This is a genomic window from Pseudemcibacter sp., assembly GCF_965661635.1.
Taxonomy (GTDB): domain Bacteria; phylum Pseudomonadota; class Alphaproteobacteria; order Sphingomonadales; family Emcibacteraceae; genus Pseudemcibacter.
Genome location: NZ_CBFIEP010000030.1, coordinates 16,862 through 33,076, shown reverse-complemented (window position 1 = coordinate 33,076; position 16,215 = coordinate 16,862). Strand labels below are relative to the sequence as shown.

Genomic DNA, 16,215 nt, shown 5'->3' with positions numbered 1-16,215 from the left:
TCCAATTTTTATAAATCATGATATGTCTACACGTAGAATCTTTATATTTTCTTTATATAAGCAAATTAATTTGTTGCAAATGTGACGCTAATGTCTCGAGCGTCATTAGGCGAGTTGGGTAGGGAGGTTTCAAAAGCAACCTTTTCACCTGTATTAACGAACGTTTGATTTGCCTGGAAACTCCATTCTCTTAGTACCGTATTGCGTTCATCGAGTAATCTTATTCTTAAATCTGGAATATCTTGTTGGCTGTCTGAAATATTTTCTACATGTCCTGCTATAACAAGATTAGCTACGCCATTTATATTTTCTCGTCTTGGCGCTAAACCACCAATTACCAGTCGTTCTTCTATGGGGTCAACATAAGGAGCCTCTGGTTTAACTTCTATTTCTGCACCATCAAGTCCAATTGCAGCATATAATTTTTTAGAAGCAGGCCAACTTGATGAAATACTCTCTTGAAAGATCAGGAATAGGCTTATGATCGCTGTCAAGAAAATGACAAGCGATATCCACCCCATTTTTCCTGAGCCGTATTTTTGATTTTGTAAGGCGGGAAGGTTTGATCCTTTCGGGATTGGACGCTTTCTTTTTCGAGGCTGACTGATTGGAAAGTCAAAGTCTTCTTCTATTTCAGTATTGTCTGAATTGTTATTGTTAATATTTTTTTCTGGGTTTTGGATATTATCAGATTTTACATTTTCATCATCTGATGGAATGATTTCTACGTCTTCTTTAGGTTTTTTTTCAAACCATGTATTTTTGCATTTCGCACAACGAACCGTTCGACCATTGGGAAGTAACACGGTCGAATTTACTACATATCTTGATTTACATTCTGGACATGTAAGGATCATTGGATTTTTTACTTCCCCTTCTTAATTTTATAACATTGAAAAATCACGTTATAGTATGGGTTTATATGATTTTCAATAGGATTACGAAATATTAAATTTATTAACGACTGCATATTATGATAGTTTCATTAACAAATTATTGTCGAAGGTCTGTGTAATCATAAAATTATTGGTGCTATTTCATCGTCTTATTATTTTATTGCCATAAAATGAACCAATTGGAATTGCATTCTTAAACTGACTATGATCTAAACGAAATGATAAGATCATTAAAGGGGCTTTCCTTGCTTGAATTCAAAAATGTCAGTATGGGATATAATAAAGGACATGATGTTTTAAAAGACGTGTCTTTTAAATTAGAGCCTGGCTCGATGCATTTTCTGACCGGTCCTAGCGGTGCTGGTAAGACATCATTATTGAAATTACTATATTTAGCACATCGTCCAGGGCGTGGCGAAATTATAATGTTCGGACGAGATGTTGCAAAATCACCGCGCGAAGAATTGCCGAAATTAAGGCGTAGAATTGGAGTTGTATTTCAAGACTTTAGGTTGTTAGATCATATGTCCGCTGTAGAGAATGTGGCACTTCCTTTGCGCATTGCTGGCGGTAGTGGCGCGCAAATAAATGAACATGTTGAAGAGCTTTTAAGCTGGGTGGGTCTAAAGCAACGTATGCAGGCTTTTCCTTCAGAATTATCTGGAGGCGAAAAACAGCGGGTAGCAATTGCAAGGGCTGTGATTAGAAGGCCCGATATACTTCTTGCCGATGAACCTACAGGAAACGTGGACCCTGAAATGGCGGAACGGTTAATGTATCTCTTTGTTGAGCTGAATAAACTTGGTACGACGATTGTAATAGCGACCCATGATAATGGTCTAGTGAGTAAAATTGGTGCACCACGGTTACATTTGGAAACTGGGAAACTTCTCTATTTGGAGGGTACGAGACCCCCATCTGAGTTTCTTAATCAGGATGGGGAGTTTAAAATATGAGCCCTTCATTTGATTTTTTACCTTCTGTAAAAAATAGAGAAGCGACAAAATTATTACCATGGGCTATGGCCATTATGGTTTATTTGAGTGCTTTGTTCGCCGCAGGTAGCCTACTTCTTCATTCAGGATTTGATGAATGGGCTAGTTCTTTGCAGGGTAGAGTAACAGTTCAAATTACGGGTGAAGAAAAGTCCGCAATTATGTCAGAGGCGCTTGAAATACAAGATGAATTAAGAGGGACACCAGGTATTAAATCGGTGAGAATATTATCTGATGAAGAAATCTCCGCTCTTCTTGAACCTTGGTTAGGGTCTGGAAATATTACGGATAATTTGCCTGTACCAGTCATGATTGATCTTGAAACCAGTGATGACGCTTATGTTAATTTGGACGCCCTCGAAAGTCAGATGCGTCAATATAGTGAGAACGTTTATTTGGATGATCATGCACGTTGGCTTAGTCATTTTTATAATTTAGCAAATACTATAGAATATACGGCCTTCTCAATTTTGATTATGATTTTAGCGGCGTCGATTTGCATTGTTATTTTTGGTACTAAATCGAGTATGGCCGAGCATAAAAAAACGATCGAAATAATGCACCTAATGGGGGCACAAGACCATATGATTGCGAAGGCATATCAAAATAGATTTATGATCTATGGTATTAAAGGGGGCCTAGGGGGGCTCGTTTTAACTTTGCTGACTATTTATATTCTTTTTATACTTATTCAGAATATTTCTGAAGGCTTAGTGGAAATTCCTTCATTTCCCTTTTTAACGCTTTCTAGTCTCCTACTTTTTCCTTTCTTCTTCGCTTTTTTAACGATGTTAACAGCACGAGTAACGGTGCTGCGTGAACTAGGAAGGATGGTTTGATAATTCATGCGAGCGTTTTTTTATCTATTTCTTACTTTGGTTCTGATGTGGTTAGGTGGATATTTGTGGTTTATCAATCAACTTTCAAATAAACAAATGAATATTTCAGATAAGACGGACGCTATAGTCGTCTTGACGGGTGGCCAAAATAGATTAAGTGTCGCTGGTATACTTTTAGAAGAAAGATTGGCGGAGAAATTATATGTTTCAGGGGTTGATACTAAAGTAACCCGAGATCAGCTTATAAATTTATTGGGAACGGGTCCTGAATTGTCATCCTGCTGTGTTGAAAGTGGAAAAGAGGCTGCTGATACGGTCGGTAATGCGATAGAGACGATGACGTGGGTTGGTGAAAACGATATAAAGACAATTCGTGTTGTTACCTCACTAGAGCATATGCCTCGGGCAATGGTTGAATTTAAACGTTTTATGCCGGAAATTTTATTTATCGAGCATCCAGTTGGATCATGGAGACCAGAAAACATTAATTATTTCAACTTGTCACAGGAATATAGCAAATATATCATTAGCCTACTCAGATCACGAATTTCTAGTCAAATTTATAATAATGAAGCATAAAGATTATTTGAAGGGAAAAGCCATATATGCTGCGCTCTTTTTTATTTAAAGCGGTATTTTATTTGTGGACGACATTGTTTTGTCTTCTTTATATTCCTTTTTTTTGGCTTTCTCGTGATGCGTTAATTACCTGTCAGCGGCGGTGGTCTTATGGCGTGCTTTTTTTCTTAAAGATAATAATGGATATTCGATTAGAAATTCGGGGCATCGAAAATGTACCCTATGGCGGTGCTTTTATCGCTATGAAACATCAATCTTCTTTTGATACGTTTGTGATGCATACCATTGTATCTCATCCAGCATTTATCATGAAAAAGGAATTGTTAAAAATTCCACTTTATGGCCAATTTTGTAAAAACACAGGTATGATTCCTGTTGATCGAGATGGTGGGTTAAAAGCACTTAAAGATATGATGCAAAAATCAGGTGCCGCTATCGAAGATGGTAGACAACTCATTATTTTTCCTGAAGGGTCGCGTACTTTACCTGGCGCGAGTGTTAAATATCAATCCGGAATATTCGGTATCTATAAGTTCGCGAAGAAACCGGTTATTCCTGTCGCATTAAATTCGGGTGTTTTTTGGCCGAAAAAAGGTCATCTTGTGGCTGGGGGTAATATAGTTTTTGATTTCTTAGAGCCAATTGACGCGGGTCTTAGCAGAGACGATTTTATGGCAACCTTGGAAAATAAAATAGAAGAAGCCAGCAATAGTTTAATTAAAGTTAACTAAATTGTTATAATCCTATTCTATCTTTCATTTTGTAATAAAGAGGAGAATATCATGAAGATTATTAGTTCTATATTAGTTTTATTATCAATGTGTTTTATTCATAATAATGCTAATGCGGCACCAGGTGATGTGGCTATTGGTTTAAAAGCGGGTACCTTAGGCTTAGGATTAGAGGCCACGTTTGAGGTTGCTGATCGTGTAAACGTGCGTGTGGGCGGAAACTATTTCAAGGTTGGTTCTGAAGTGGACGTTGAAGGTAATGATTATGATCTCGATGTAAAATTAAATAGTTTTACGGCTTTGGGTGATTGGTTTGTGACGGACAGCTCATTTCGTGTGACGGCTGGACTCGTCTTAAATAATAACGGTCTAAGTGGTTCTGCTTTACCTAGTAATTCATATCAGATTGATGATCAAATCTATACGAGCCCTGAAGTTGGCGATTTAAATGCAGAAATTGATTTTAAGTCTATAGCACCTTATTTAGGCATTGGCTGGGGAAACCCGCTTGCGGATGATAGTGATTGGTCATTCTTTATGGATCTTGGGATCATTTTTGCTGGCAAGCCACGACTTGATGTAACATCAACAGGAGGCACGCTTTCAAACGATCCGATATTGCTTGAAAATATCGCGCAAGTTGAACAGGATTTTAGAGATACGGATGAAATTAACTATCTCAAATTTTATCCCGTTATTTCAGTGGGTTTAAATTATCGTTTTTGAAGTTAGCAAAAATAAGGTATTAAGAGAGGCAGAGTTTTCTGCCTCTTTTTTTATTTATAGGATTTTTAGATGCGTTTTAAATTAATTGTAATTTCGGTGATTACCTTAATAGCTGCCTATAGCTTATTTTGGTTTAAATTGGCTGATGACGCAAAGGAAATGACCCTAGCTTGGGTGGAAAATAGTGAAGAGCGTCTTAACGGGGTAAAGTTATTTGTCGGTGATGTTACAGTTTCAGGGTTTCCCTATAAAATAGTTATTGAAGCGACAACATTTAATGCGGCAATTCCAGAAGGTTTCATGACTGTGGAACCTATTTTGATTACAATCCCTCAAATTTCAGCCGTATATCAACCATGGAAGCCAAATCACGCGGTGATTGTCACCGATTATATGGATGCCGTTATTGGTGAACTAAGTATGCCGTCTGTGAGCATAAATTTTGAAAAAGTGATGTCATCGGTAATTTTGGATGAGGGAACAAATGAGCTCAATAACCTTTCAATAATTGCGGATTTGACAAGTTGGCAGCATGGGTTGCCAGGTGAGGGAAATGAAGTGTCTTTTATAGAGCAGCCCGAATTTCATTTAAGGCGCAATACAGGTGGGAATACTTCTCAATCAGCATATGACTTGCCTGTCAGCCGCGCACTCTATTTTAAATCTAGAACGTCCTTGATTAATGAGTTTAGGAATACCGTTTTAGGTGAAAATGCGGATCAAATTAAAATTGAAACACTTTTACATGCAAATAGTCAGCCCGATTATTCTATCGCAGGTCTTTCAGAATGGCGTGATGACGGCGGAACACTGAGTATCAGTAATTTTGAATATGGATCAGTGGATCAAAAAGTTAAATTAACAGGCGATCTAACATTGGATGAAAATTTAAAACCATTGGGTGCCTTTGATGCGTCCGTTACAAATATTGCCTCTTTATTTTTACGGCTTTCTGAAAATGATAATATTCCGGAAATGGCGCGTTCCTTACTAAAAAATCAAGCGAGCGCATCATCATTACCCGAAGAAGTGCCGCTTGCCATAAGCATGCAGAATGGCCAAATGTATGTTGGCCCCATAATGGTTATGGAATTACCGCCAGTAATTGAATGAGTTTATATCTTAAGTCTTAATCATCTTGGTGACGACCGAAATCGGCGACATCTTCGTCTTGCCCGGCATCGATAATTTGTTTTCTAATTCGGCGCGTTTTTTCAAACATATCATATAATGCATCGCCGTCTTCCCAGCGTATCGCACGCTGTAATGCGGTAAGGTCTTCGCTGAAACGACCAAGCATTTCTAAGACGGCATCTTTATTGTTAAGAAATACATCTCGCCACATTGTCGGGTTAGAGGCAGCAATACGGGTAAAGTCGCGAAAACCACCCGCAGAAAATTTTATCACCTCAGATTTTGTCACAGTCTCGAGGTCTCTTGCGGTGCCAACGATATTATAAGCAATTAAATGCGGAATATGGCTTGTTATTGCAAGAACTTGATCATGATGATCAGGATCCATCATTTCGACATTGCTTCCTAGTGCTTCCCAGAACTGTTTCAAATTCTCTATTGCTTCTTTATCTGCACCTTCAGGGGGGGTAATTATGGCCCATCGGTCATGAAATAATTTTGAAAATCCAGACTTTGGGCCTGATTGTTCGGTTCCGGCAACAGGATGCGCGGGAATGAGATGGACATGATCCGGTATGTGTGCAGAAAGCATTTTAAGAACAGAAGATTTCACACTACCGACGTCGGTGATCGTTGAGCCTTCTTTTAAAGAAGGGGCAATTTTTTTACTAATTTCAGAATAAGTTCCAACTGGGGTTGCTAAAATGACCAAGTCTGAATTTTCGACAGAATTTTCAATTGTTTTAGCCAAATCATTAACGAGTTCTAATGATTGAATAGTTGAATGATATTCTTTGTTGTTATCAAAGCCGATTAATTTATCTGTAAGGCCGCGTTCCTTAATGCCGCGTGCCATAGAAGAGCCGATTAGGCCCAGGCCAATAATGGTAATTTGATTATATAGGGCCATTTAATTTTCCATGAATTCTTTAAGTAACTTAATGACTTCTTTGTTTTCGGCTTTGGTTCCGACTGTTAATCGCAGAAAATTTTCTAAGCCTTGGCTGCTATAATAACGTAAAATATATCCATGGCGTAATAAAAATTCATTGGCCGCGCTTGCGGTTTTATCGCGGTCTTGAAATTCAAATAATATAAAATTTGTTTGGCTTGGGATTACATTTAGCCCAAGAGTATTTAGTTCAGACATCAGCCAATTACGCCATTTTTTATTGTGACCAAAGGCAAGTTTTTCAAATTCTATATCATTAAGCGCTTCTTTGCCGGCAATTTGTGCGCTGCTCGGCACATTAAAAGGATCACGAATTTTATCTAAAGTTTCTGAAATTTCTTTACAAGCGTATCCCCAACCTAATCTTAGGGCAGCTAAACCATAAAGCTTTGAGAAGGTACGCGTCATTATAACATTATCTGATTTTTCAACCAGTTTTATGCCCGCATCATAATCTTCTTCTTCGATAAATTCTGCATAGGCTGCATCTAAGACCAGAAGAATGGAGTCAGGAATATTTTGCCACAATCTCTCAATTTCACTATTTGGTAAGTATGTACCTGTTGGATTATTGGGGTTTGCAATAAAGATGATTTTTGTCTTTTCGCATACGGCATTCAGAATATTATCAACATTGGCAGTATAATCGACATCTTTTACTTCAATTGGAACTCCGCCTACAGAGGTGACAGCAATAGGATACATAGAAAAACTATGTGCAACAAAGAGGGCTTCGTCGCCAGGTTTAAGATAAGCACGACATACAAGCTTTAATATCTCGTCTGACCCGACGCCACAAACGATCCTATCTTTATCAATATTATGTTTATGAGCGAGTGCCTGACGCAATTCTTGGTAAGAGGGGTCAGGATATCGATGCAATTCTTCTGCAACGTTTTTATAAGCTGCGATTGCTCTAGGGCTTGGTCCAAGCGCACTTTCATTAGCAGAAAGCTTTACAGGCGGTTTTTCGCTTTTCGCTTTAGATTTTCCGGTGACATAGACGTCAAGTTTTTCAATCCAACTATGTGTTTTAGGCCCATTCATGGCGACTCTCTTATAATTATAACTGTTTTTGATCTACACGGATATCGTGGATTGCACCACTAAAAAATGACGTATAGTGCTGAATTGATAAAGTTTTTACTCTTTTTAATAGTGATCAGTCAAAGATTTGTTGACTTAAGAGTAAGCTTTAGTAGAAGTCTTAAGACGATAAAATTTATTAAAAGCTATAAAATGAACGAAACAGATGAACATAATATAGAAGAAGACGGCTTTGCAGAGGTTGTAAAACTCGGCGAAGATGATCCTCTTCAACTTTCATCTGGAGAGACTTTATCACCCTTTAATGTAGCTTATAAATCTTGGGGTACATTGAATACAGATAAATCAAATGCAATACTTGTTTGTCATGCTTTAACGGGCGACCAATATGCGCGTGGTAAAAACCCATTAACGGGTAAAGAAGGGTGGTGGCCAAAAGTGATTGGTCCTGGCCTGCCAATAGACACAGATAAGTTTTTTGTTATTTGTGCCAATGTGCTCGGTTCATGCAGTGGGACAACCGGACCAAAAGAAATTAATCCGGATACTGGCAAAGTATACGGCCTTGATTTTCCCGTGATTACAATTGCAGATATGGTATCTGCACAGGTTAAATTAATAGATTACCTAGGGATTGAAAAATTATTTTCTGTCATCGGCGGTTCGATGGGAGGAATGCAGGTGATGCATTGGGCAGTTGGTTATCGTGACCGTTTAAGAACGGCAATGCCAATTGCATCTACTTGGCGACATTCTGCACAAAATATTGCGTTTCATGAAGTCGGGCGTCAGGCCATTATGGCGGATCCAGATTGGCAAGGTGGTAAATACGCAGAAAGTGATGCTCGTCCGCACGCAGGGCTTTCTGTGGCGAGGATGGCAGCCCATATCACATATATGTCTGAGAAAAGCTTAACATCAAAGTTTGGTCGAAATTTACAAGACCGTGATAAACTGACTTTTGGTTTTGATGCTGATTTTCAGATCGAAAGTTATTTAAGATATCAAGGCATTTCTTTTGTCGATAGGTTTGACGCCAATAGTTATCTCTATATCACAAGAGCGATGGATTATTACGATATTACCAGCAATTATAATGGTAATTTAACGGAAGCTTTTGACGGTACTGATGTTAAATTTTGCATTATGTCATTTACATCTGATTGGTTATATACGACCCGCGAAAGTCGAGAAATGGTGCGTGCTTTAAATGCCGTTGGTGCCCAAGTCAGTTTTATGGAAATTGATATGGATAAAGGTCATGACAGCTTTCTTTTAGATTGTCCTGAAATGTTTAATATTATTTCCGGTTTCTTAAGTGCGGAAGCTGAAGTTGCGGGGATTAAGACCAATGAATGATTTTAAGAAAAATCACCGCGCCTCAGATATTCGCGTCGACCTTTTATTGATTGAGAATATGATTTCAGAAGGAGCCAAAGTTCTTGATGTTGGATCAGGTGACGGAATGCTTCTTGATTACTTGCGCCGTAAAAAACAGGTTATAGGTCGAGGTATTGAACTTAGTCCCGAAGGTGTTAATCAGAGCATTGCAAAAGGACTATCTGTTATTCAAGGAAATGCAGAAGAAGAAATAAGTCATTTTCCTGATGATAGCTTTGATTATGTAATTTTAAGCCAAACCCTACAGGCAATGGACCGTCCTGATATTATATTAAATGAACTCTTGAGAGTAGGGAAACGCGCCGTCGTATCATTTCCAAATTTTGGCTATTGGCGCGTTCGTCTTCATTTGATGCTTAAAGGCAAAATGCCTGTCACTAAATCATTAGATTATCCATGGTATAGCACCCCAAATATTCATTTTTGCACCATACGTGATTTTGTTGATTTATGTGAAGAACTTGATATTAAGATTGAAAAAGGAATGGCCGTTAACAGCTCAGGCAGCAAAATGGGTGTGGATTCGCTATTCTTTTCAAACTTTCTGGGTACTCAAGGCTTGTATGTCATTACGAAGTAGATTTATTTTTCAGTATATTGAGAACCAACTATCACTGGTTTATTGACACGCATGCGATGTCCTTCGGTGGGATTGGCAGCGTAAATTTGCTTTTCCGTTTCAATAATTAGTACGCCGGCGAATTGGCTCCACCATCTTTGTCCTGTTTTTTCTAAAGAGGATAAAGCCGTTAACATTGTTCTACTTTTAAATGGAGGTAGAAATAATGCGGATGCTTGTCTAGTTGGACTAAGCATATTTTTAGAAAGCATTTGCCTTAGTTGCGAATAGGAAAATGGTTTTCCATGCCCGAAAGGGTTCGCTTCTGATCGACACCAGGGGCCAAGCCGACTGGGAACAATTATTATTACACGTCCTCCTGGTGCTAACGTTCGCCAAACTTCTCTCAGCATTTCTTTACTATAATCAGTATGCTCAAGTGAATGAGCGAGAATAATCCTATCCATACTTGCGTCTTTTGTAGGCAAGTCAGTTTCCCGCGCAAGGGTTGCGACATTTCCTAAATACCGACCGTAACGATTTTTGTCGTGATCTTTATATCGCGGCCAACGGATAACACCTTGTTGAGAGGGCATGATTTCTATGACATGATCCGCTTCTTGACGGTAAGTTTCAAGATATGGGTTGGCAAAGCCAAGTCCCATGACATCCATCCCTTTAACCGATGGCCAAAGAGAACGAATTTGTCTACGGATTAAGCGTGTCGCTATTTTTCCCAGTGGTGTGCCATAAAAGCTACTGAGTTCCGTCACATCTTGGAACATATCTAGTTATCCTTATTTCTAAGGACAGATTATATCGAATAATCAGCTAAAGCCAATAAAGGAAAAACTATCGGCCCCCAAATAAATTTGGTGGGCCGATAAAGAGAGGGAGAAGTTATTAAAGTCTCTTTCAACACAATCTAATTAAGAGACGATATAACATAACAAACATGTTATAATATCTCAAGATTTTTATAAATAATAATTCTATCGATTAATTCTTGAGAATATTGAAAAAATCATACAGACTTAGAACCAGCAAAAAAGCCAAAATAAAATCAAAGGGCAATAAATGAATTTTACGAAAATAGTGACAATGGCTGCAGTTGCAGCATTAATGATTGGGTGTGATAATGCGCCAAATTCACCGGAACAAGGTAGCGTAGATCAAGAATTACAAATGATAGGCTCGGATGAAATTTCCGGTATAACATTTGAAAATATGGATAAAACTGTCCATCCTGGGGATGATTTCTTTGAATATGTAAATGGAACCTGGTTGAAAAATACCGATATTCCTGCTGATAAAAGCCGTTTCGGCTCATTCAATGTGCTTCGCGATAATGCGGAAGCGGATGTCAGAACGATTATCGAAGAGGCATCATCTTCCGGCGCATCAGTTGGCAGTAGCGAACAAAAAGTTGGTGATCTTTATAAATCCTATATGGATATGGAGACGAGAAATGCCCTAGGTATTTCCTCCTTAGCCCCTAGAATGGCTCAGATAGATGCTATCAGCGATCTTAAAAGTATGAGCGAATATATTGCAGAGGCTGGGAAATACGGCCTAAGTACACCTATTCCATTATTTGTCAGTAATGATGCGAAAATTCCAACACAATATGCCTTACAAACTTGGCAAGGTGGGCTCGGCCTACCGGACAGAGAATATTATTTTAATGATGATGAGAAGTCGGTTGAAACACGCGCAAAATATGTTGAGCATATCGCAAAAATGTTTGCATTATCTGAATTAGATGGCGCAGAAGAAGCGGCCAATCAAATTATGGCATTAGAAACCAAAATTGCGGAGCAACATTGGAAAAAAGAAGAAAATAGAGATGCCAATAAAAGATATAATAAATATACTATTGCTGAATTAAAAACGCTGCTTTCCAATTTAGACATAGACAATTTACTTGCGATTACCGGTGCATCAAATGTTTCAGATATTATTGTCAACCAACCAAGTTTCATGGAAGGGTTGAATGGTTTATTGGCTGAAACAGATATTGAAACATGGAAAACATATTTTAAGTGGTCGTTGATAAATGATATGGCTGGCCGACTTAATGAAGCAATGGATAAACAAAATTTTGAATTTTATTCAAAAACATTAAGTGGTGTTGAAGAACAGCGCCCAATGTGGCGGCGAGCCGTGTCAACGGTCAGTGGTAACCTTGGTGAAGTCGTTGGAGAAGTTTATGTTTCCAAACATTTCAAGCCGGATGCGAAAGCACGTATGGTTGATTTGGTCGGAAATTTAATTAAAGCCTATGAAGCGAGTATTAAAGAACTTGATTGGATGGGTGAAGAAACGAAACAAAAAGCATTAGCGAAGCTTGCTAAATTTACACCTAAAATAGGATATCCTGATAAGTGGAAAGATTATTCGAAGTTGGAAATTAAAGCCGATGATCTTGTTGGGAATATCGAGCGTTCGGCACAAACAGTTCATGAACGTGAACTTGCGAAACTTGGAGCGCCTATCGATAGAACAGAATGGTTTATGACACCGCAAACGGTCAATGCTTACTATAACCCAACAATGAATGAAATCGTATTTCCTGCGGCCATTTTACAGCCGCCATTCTTTAACATGCCGGCTGATGATGCCGTCAACTATGGCGGGATCGGTGGGGTAATCGGCCATGAAATTGGCCATGGTTTTGATGATAGCGGAAGCCGTTATAATGGTGACGGCGCCCTTGAAAATTGGTGGACAGACGAAGATAAAGAAAAGTTCGCTGCTCTGACTTTAAAACTTGTGGCGCAATATAACCGTTACGAGCCAGTGGTGGGCACATTTGTAAATGGTACGTTCACATTAGGTGAGAATATTGGTGATCTAAGCGGATTAAGCATCGCTTATATGGCTTATAAAATGTCACTTGGCGGCAAAGAGGCGCCTGTTATCGATGGTTTAACTGGTGACCAGCGTTTCTTTATTGGTTGGGCGCAAGCGTTCCAATCAAAAATTCGAGATGAAGCGTTAATTACACAAATTCAAACCGATCCGCATTCGCCAGACCGTTATAGAGTGAACGGGATTGTCTATAACGTTGATGCTTTTTATGAGGCGTTTAATGTTGATGAAAGCCACGCGCTTTACATTAAACCGGAGGATAGAGTGAAGATTTGGTAAGAAGTTATTGAGTTTCTTGCAGTTTGAGAAGCTTCTCTCTTAAAAATGCCCAATTACTATCAGCGAGGACCATGTTTGTGCCACGGTCCTCGTTCCAGAACTCTCTAAATGGGTCGGAATAATGCAGATATAAACGTCCTGCAATCACAGTATATATTTTAGGATCAGATGGATTAGTATATCCTTTTGAAATACCAACAGGATCGTATCCGCCATATTGGGGCGCATAGTTTGTGGGTTTCGCGACAAATAAATCTCTGTTTCTGATGCTTGTAAAATACCAAGTTGAGCCAGCCCAATCAGCTTGATAATCGGAAGTTCCACGCGCCGCTACTTTATCTGTAAAATAAGACACCGTATCATAACCGTTAAGTGCAATATCCTTGCTTGTATTAAAAATAATGCTATCGGCTTGATAATCTTGCTTGGCATAATAAAAGGATAAAGCACCAAAAAGGGAAGCAACAATTGCAGATACAATTAAAAGATTGCGCGAAAGATTATTCGTCATTATTTACTCTATCTGGTTGGAACGGGCGTTTCACCCGAATAATCATAAAAGCCACGCCCGGTTTTGCGACCAAGCCATCCGGCTTCGACATATTTCACAAGAAGAGGGCACGGGCGATATTTACTGTCCGCCAAGCCATCATATAAAACCTGCATAATGGCGAGGCAGGTATCAAGGCCGATAAAATCTGCAAGTTGCAATGGCCCCATGGGATGATTGGCCCCAAGTCTCAATGACATATCGATGGCTTCAACTTCGCCGACACCTTCATATAGTGTATAAACCGCTTCATTGATCATTGGCATCAAGATACGATTGACAATGAAACCCGGAAAATCTTCTGAACTGGCGCTTTCTTTTCCTAATTTTTCGACGATGTGCGCTACCGTTTTAAAAGTTTCATCACTCGTCGCAATGCCACGTATTAATTCGACAAGTGACATAAGAGGCACAGGGTTCATAAAATGAACGCCGATAAATTTTTCTGGTCTATCGGTAACTGAAGCAAGCCTCGTAACTGAAATCGAGGACGTATTGGTGGCCATAATTGCATCAGGCTTCATAATACTGCTTAATTCGGTAAATATTGCTTTTTTAATCTCTTCATTTTCTGTGGCGGCTTCGATTGCAAGATCAACGTCTTTTAACTCTTTAAGATCATTAGAAGTTCGAATAGCTGCTAATGCATTTGTGCCGTCTTGCGCGGTGATGATTTCTTTTGAAATTTGTCGGTTTAAATTTTTTTCAATGGTGGTGATGGCTTTTTTTAATGCATCTTCGTTGATGTCACAAATAATGACCTCATACCCAGATAAGGCAAAGACATGGGCAATGCCATTGCCCATTTGCCCGGCGCCAATAACACCAACAGTTTTCACCATTATGAAAGTTCCTTGTCTAATTCTGGAAGTGCTTCAAATAAATCTGCGACCAGGCCGTAATCTGCCACTTGAAAGATTGGTGCTTCCTCGTCCTTATTAATGGCAACGATGACTTTACTGTCTTTCATTCCTGCAAGATGTTGAATAGCACCTGAAATACCAACGGCGATATAAAGTTCAGGGGCAACAATTTTACCGGTTTGCCCTACCTGATAATCATTAGGAACATACCCGGCGTCCACGGCAGCCCGTGATGCACCAATGGCGGCACCCATTTTATCAGCGATACTTTCAATCAGTGAGAAATTTTCACCGCTGCCCATACCGCGACCACCAGAAATGATAATTTTAGCAGAGGTAAGCTCAGGACGTTCTGATTTACTGAGCTCAGCCCCTACAAAGCTTGATAGACCGGGGTTTTCAGTTGCCGTAATATTTTCAATAGCTGCGGAACCGGATGTTGTATCCGCAGCGGCAAATGCGGTTGTACGCACAGTGATCAGTTTTTTCGCGTCCGTTGATTGAACGGTAGCGATGGCGTTGCCAGCATATATAGGGCGCTTAAAAGTATCATTGCTTTCCACCGAAATAATATCAGAGATTTGTGCCATATCGAGCAGTGCTGCCACACGCGGCATAAAGTTTTTACCGGTTGTGGTCGCTGCCACAAGGATTTGATCATATCCGGATGATAGGTCAACGATCAGCAGCGCAATGACTTCTGCGAGCGGGTGTTGATAATCATTGCTATCAGCACATAAAACTTTTGAGACGCCATCAATTTTTGCCGCTGCATCCGCGACGCTAGCACAACCGCTGCCGGCAATTAATACATGAATATCAGCGCCAAATTCTTTCGCGGCTGTAACTGCGTTTAAAGTGCTTTCTTTTAATTCAGCATTATCATGATCTGCTATTACAAGTGTGCTCATTATAGTACTCCCGCTTCATCGCGTAGTTTAGAAACAAGTTCCGATACGCTCTCTACCATGACCCCGGCGCTTCTGCCTTCTGGTTCTTCGACCTTTAACATTGTTAAGCGTGGTGAAATATCGACGCCATAATCATTAGGCGTTTTCTCGTCCAAAGGTTTGCGTTTCGCTTTCATAATATTTGGAAGCGATGCATAGCGTGGTTCATTAAGACGTAAATCAGTGGTGATGACAGCCGGTAAATTAAGTTTTACGGTTTCAAGACCACCGTCAATTTCACGTGTTACATTGACACTGCTGCCGTCTATTTTAACGTCGCTGGCGAATGTGCCCTGCCCCCACGAAAGAAGTGCCGCGAGCATTTGACCGGTTTGATTGCTATCGTCATCAATGGCTTGTTTACCCATCAGGATAATTTCAGGATTTTCTTCCGCCACGACTGCTTTTAATATTTTCGCAACAGCAAGTGGTTCAACCTCTTGATAAGTTTTGACGAGTATGGCGCGATCAGCCCCCATTGCAAGGGCTGTTCTTAATGTTTCTTGGGCTTTATCTGGTCCAATAGAAATGGCAACGATTTCATCTGCGCTTCCTGCTTCTTTTATACGAATTGCTTCTTCAACAGCGATTTCATCGAATGGATTCATAGACATTTTAACGTTAGCGAGTTCAACACCACTATTGTCAGATTTGACGCGTACTTTAACATTATAATCAATGACGCGTTTAACGGGGACGAGTATTTTCATTTTCGGTTCTTCTCCGGATTTTGATCCTGATTTATTTCCTACACTATAATACCAATTGTAACTTATTCAACGAGATTCAAGGCCAATTTTGCCTAATAAGTCACTTTGACATTCTATTGATTAAAGATTACCA

17 protein-coding genes are annotated in these 16,215 nt (G+C 39.5%); 9 read left to right on the top strand and 8 right to left on the bottom strand.

The window, feature by feature from the left end; all coding sequences use genetic code 11:
* Window positions 1-65: 65 nt before the first annotated feature.
* Window positions 66-857: an MJ0042-type zinc finger domain-containing protein gene (locus ACTF6W_RS02090; protein WP_438992879.1), complete on the bottom strand. Its 792-nt coding sequence runs from the start codon at window positions 855-857 to the stop codon at window positions 66-68.
* Between the two features lie 257 nt (window positions 858-1,114).
* Here ACTF6W_RS02090 and ftsE point away from each other — a divergent pair, with 257 nt between their 5' ends.
* The 6 genes from ftsE to ACTF6W_RS02060 all read left to right on the top strand — a co-directional run bounded on the left by ftsE (window position 1,115) and on the right by ACTF6W_RS02060 (window position 5,879).
* A complete protein-coding gene (ftsE, locus tag ACTF6W_RS02085; RefSeq protein WP_438992878.1) occupies window positions 1,115-1,852 on the top strand; it encodes a cell division ATP-binding protein FtsE in 738 nt (245 codons plus the stop codon).
* Window positions 1,849-2,730 (top strand): cell division protein FtsX, encoded by an 882-nt coding sequence (locus tag ACTF6W_RS02080; protein WP_438992877.1) that lies wholly within the window; start codon window positions 1,849-1,851, stop codon window positions 2,728-2,730. The genes ftsE and ACTF6W_RS02080 overlap by 4 nt, the downstream gene beginning before the upstream one ends.
* A 6-nt stretch (window positions 2,731-2,736) precedes the next feature.
* On the top strand, window positions 2,737-3,309 hold the full coding sequence (locus ACTF6W_RS02075) for a YdcF family protein (protein ID WP_438992876.1): 573 nt from the start codon (window positions 2,737-2,739) through the stop codon (window positions 3,307-3,309).
* 179 nt (window positions 3,310-3,488) lie between these two features.
* On the top strand, window positions 3,489-4,040 hold the full coding sequence (locus ACTF6W_RS02070) for a lysophospholipid acyltransferase family protein (protein ID WP_438992875.1): 552 nt from the start codon (window positions 3,489-3,491) through the stop codon (window positions 4,038-4,040).
* A gap of 51 nt (window positions 4,041-4,091) precedes the next feature.
* The gene (locus ACTF6W_RS02065; RefSeq protein WP_438992874.1) at window positions 4,092-4,766 is read left to right on the top strand and encodes a hypothetical protein; all 675 of its coding nucleotides are present in this window, start codon (window positions 4,092-4,094) and stop codon (window positions 4,764-4,766) included.
* Between the two features lie 69 nt (window positions 4,767-4,835).
* On the top strand, window positions 4,836-5,879 hold the full coding sequence (locus tag ACTF6W_RS02060) for a DUF2125 domain-containing protein (protein WP_438992873.1): 1,044 nt from the start codon (window positions 4,836-4,838) through the stop codon (window positions 5,877-5,879).
* 16 nt (window positions 5,880-5,895) lie between these two features.
* On the opposite strand, the gene ACTF6W_RS02055 is transcribed toward ACTF6W_RS02060, so the two are convergent.
* Together ACTF6W_RS02055 and hisC are read right to left on the bottom strand one after the other, a co-directional pair.
* Window positions 5,896-6,810: a prephenate/arogenate dehydrogenase family protein gene (locus ACTF6W_RS02055; RefSeq protein ID WP_438992872.1), complete on the bottom strand. Its 915-nt coding sequence runs from the start codon at window positions 6,808-6,810 to the stop codon at window positions 5,896-5,898.
* Window positions 6,811-7,899 (bottom strand): histidinol-phosphate transaminase, encoded by a 1,089-nt coding sequence (hisC, locus tag ACTF6W_RS02050; protein WP_438992871.1) that lies wholly within the window; start codon window positions 7,897-7,899, stop codon window positions 6,811-6,813.
* 192 nt (window positions 7,900-8,091) lie between these two features.
* Here hisC and metX point away from each other — a divergent pair, with 192 nt between their 5' ends.
* Together metX and metW are read left to right on the top strand one after the other, a co-directional pair.
* Window positions 8,092-9,258 carry a homoserine O-acetyltransferase MetX gene (metX, locus tag ACTF6W_RS02045; RefSeq protein WP_438992870.1) on the top strand — a complete coding sequence of 389 codons (1,167 nt, stop codon included), beginning with the start codon at window positions 8,092-8,094 and terminating at the stop codon, window positions 9,256-9,258.
* Entirely contained in the window at window positions 9,251-9,880 is a 630-nt protein-coding gene (metW, locus tag ACTF6W_RS02040) for a methionine biosynthesis protein MetW (RefSeq protein WP_438992869.1), read from the top strand. Before metX ends, metW begins: the two co-directional genes overlap by 8 nt.
* 2 nt (window positions 9,881-9,882) lie before the next feature.
* Here metW and ACTF6W_RS02035 read toward each other — a convergent pair whose 3' ends face one another.
* Entirely contained in the window at window positions 9,883-10,644 is a 762-nt protein-coding gene (locus ACTF6W_RS02035) for a class I SAM-dependent methyltransferase (RefSeq protein ID WP_438992868.1), read from the bottom strand.
* A gap of 292 nt (window positions 10,645-10,936) precedes the next feature.
* On the opposite strand from ACTF6W_RS02035, the gene ACTF6W_RS02030 reads away from it, so the two are divergent.
* Window positions 10,937-13,009, top strand: coding sequence for a M13 family metallopeptidase (locus tag ACTF6W_RS02030; RefSeq protein WP_438992867.1), 2,073 nt, complete (start codon window positions 10,937-10,939; stop codon window positions 13,007-13,009).
* 4 nt (window positions 13,010-13,013) lie between these two features.
* Here ACTF6W_RS02030 and ACTF6W_RS02025 read toward each other — a convergent pair whose 3' ends face one another.
* The 4 genes from ACTF6W_RS02025 to ACTF6W_RS02010 are packed head-to-tail and all read right to left on the bottom strand — an operon-like array spanning window position 13,014 to window position 16,082.
* On the bottom strand, window positions 13,014-13,520 hold the full coding sequence (locus ACTF6W_RS02025) for a YHS domain-containing (seleno)protein (protein WP_438992866.1): 507 nt from the start codon (window positions 13,518-13,520) through the stop codon (window positions 13,014-13,016).
* An 8-nt stretch (window positions 13,521-13,528) separates the two neighbouring features.
* Entirely contained in the window at window positions 13,529-14,401 is an 873-nt protein-coding gene (locus ACTF6W_RS02020) for a 3-hydroxybutyryl-CoA dehydrogenase (protein ID WP_438992865.1), read from the bottom strand.
* Entirely contained in the window at window positions 14,401-15,333 is a 933-nt protein-coding gene (locus tag ACTF6W_RS02015) for an electron transfer flavoprotein subunit alpha/FixB family protein (RefSeq protein ID WP_438992864.1), read from the bottom strand. The genes ACTF6W_RS02020 and ACTF6W_RS02015 overlap by 1 nt, the downstream gene beginning before the upstream one ends.
* A complete protein-coding gene (locus ACTF6W_RS02010) occupies window positions 15,333-16,082 on the bottom strand; it encodes an electron transfer flavoprotein subunit beta/FixA family protein (RefSeq protein ID WP_438992863.1) in 750 nt (249 codons plus the stop codon). The genes ACTF6W_RS02015 and ACTF6W_RS02010 overlap by 1 nt, the downstream gene beginning before the upstream one ends.
* Between the last annotated feature and the right edge of the window lie 133 nt (window positions 16,083-16,215).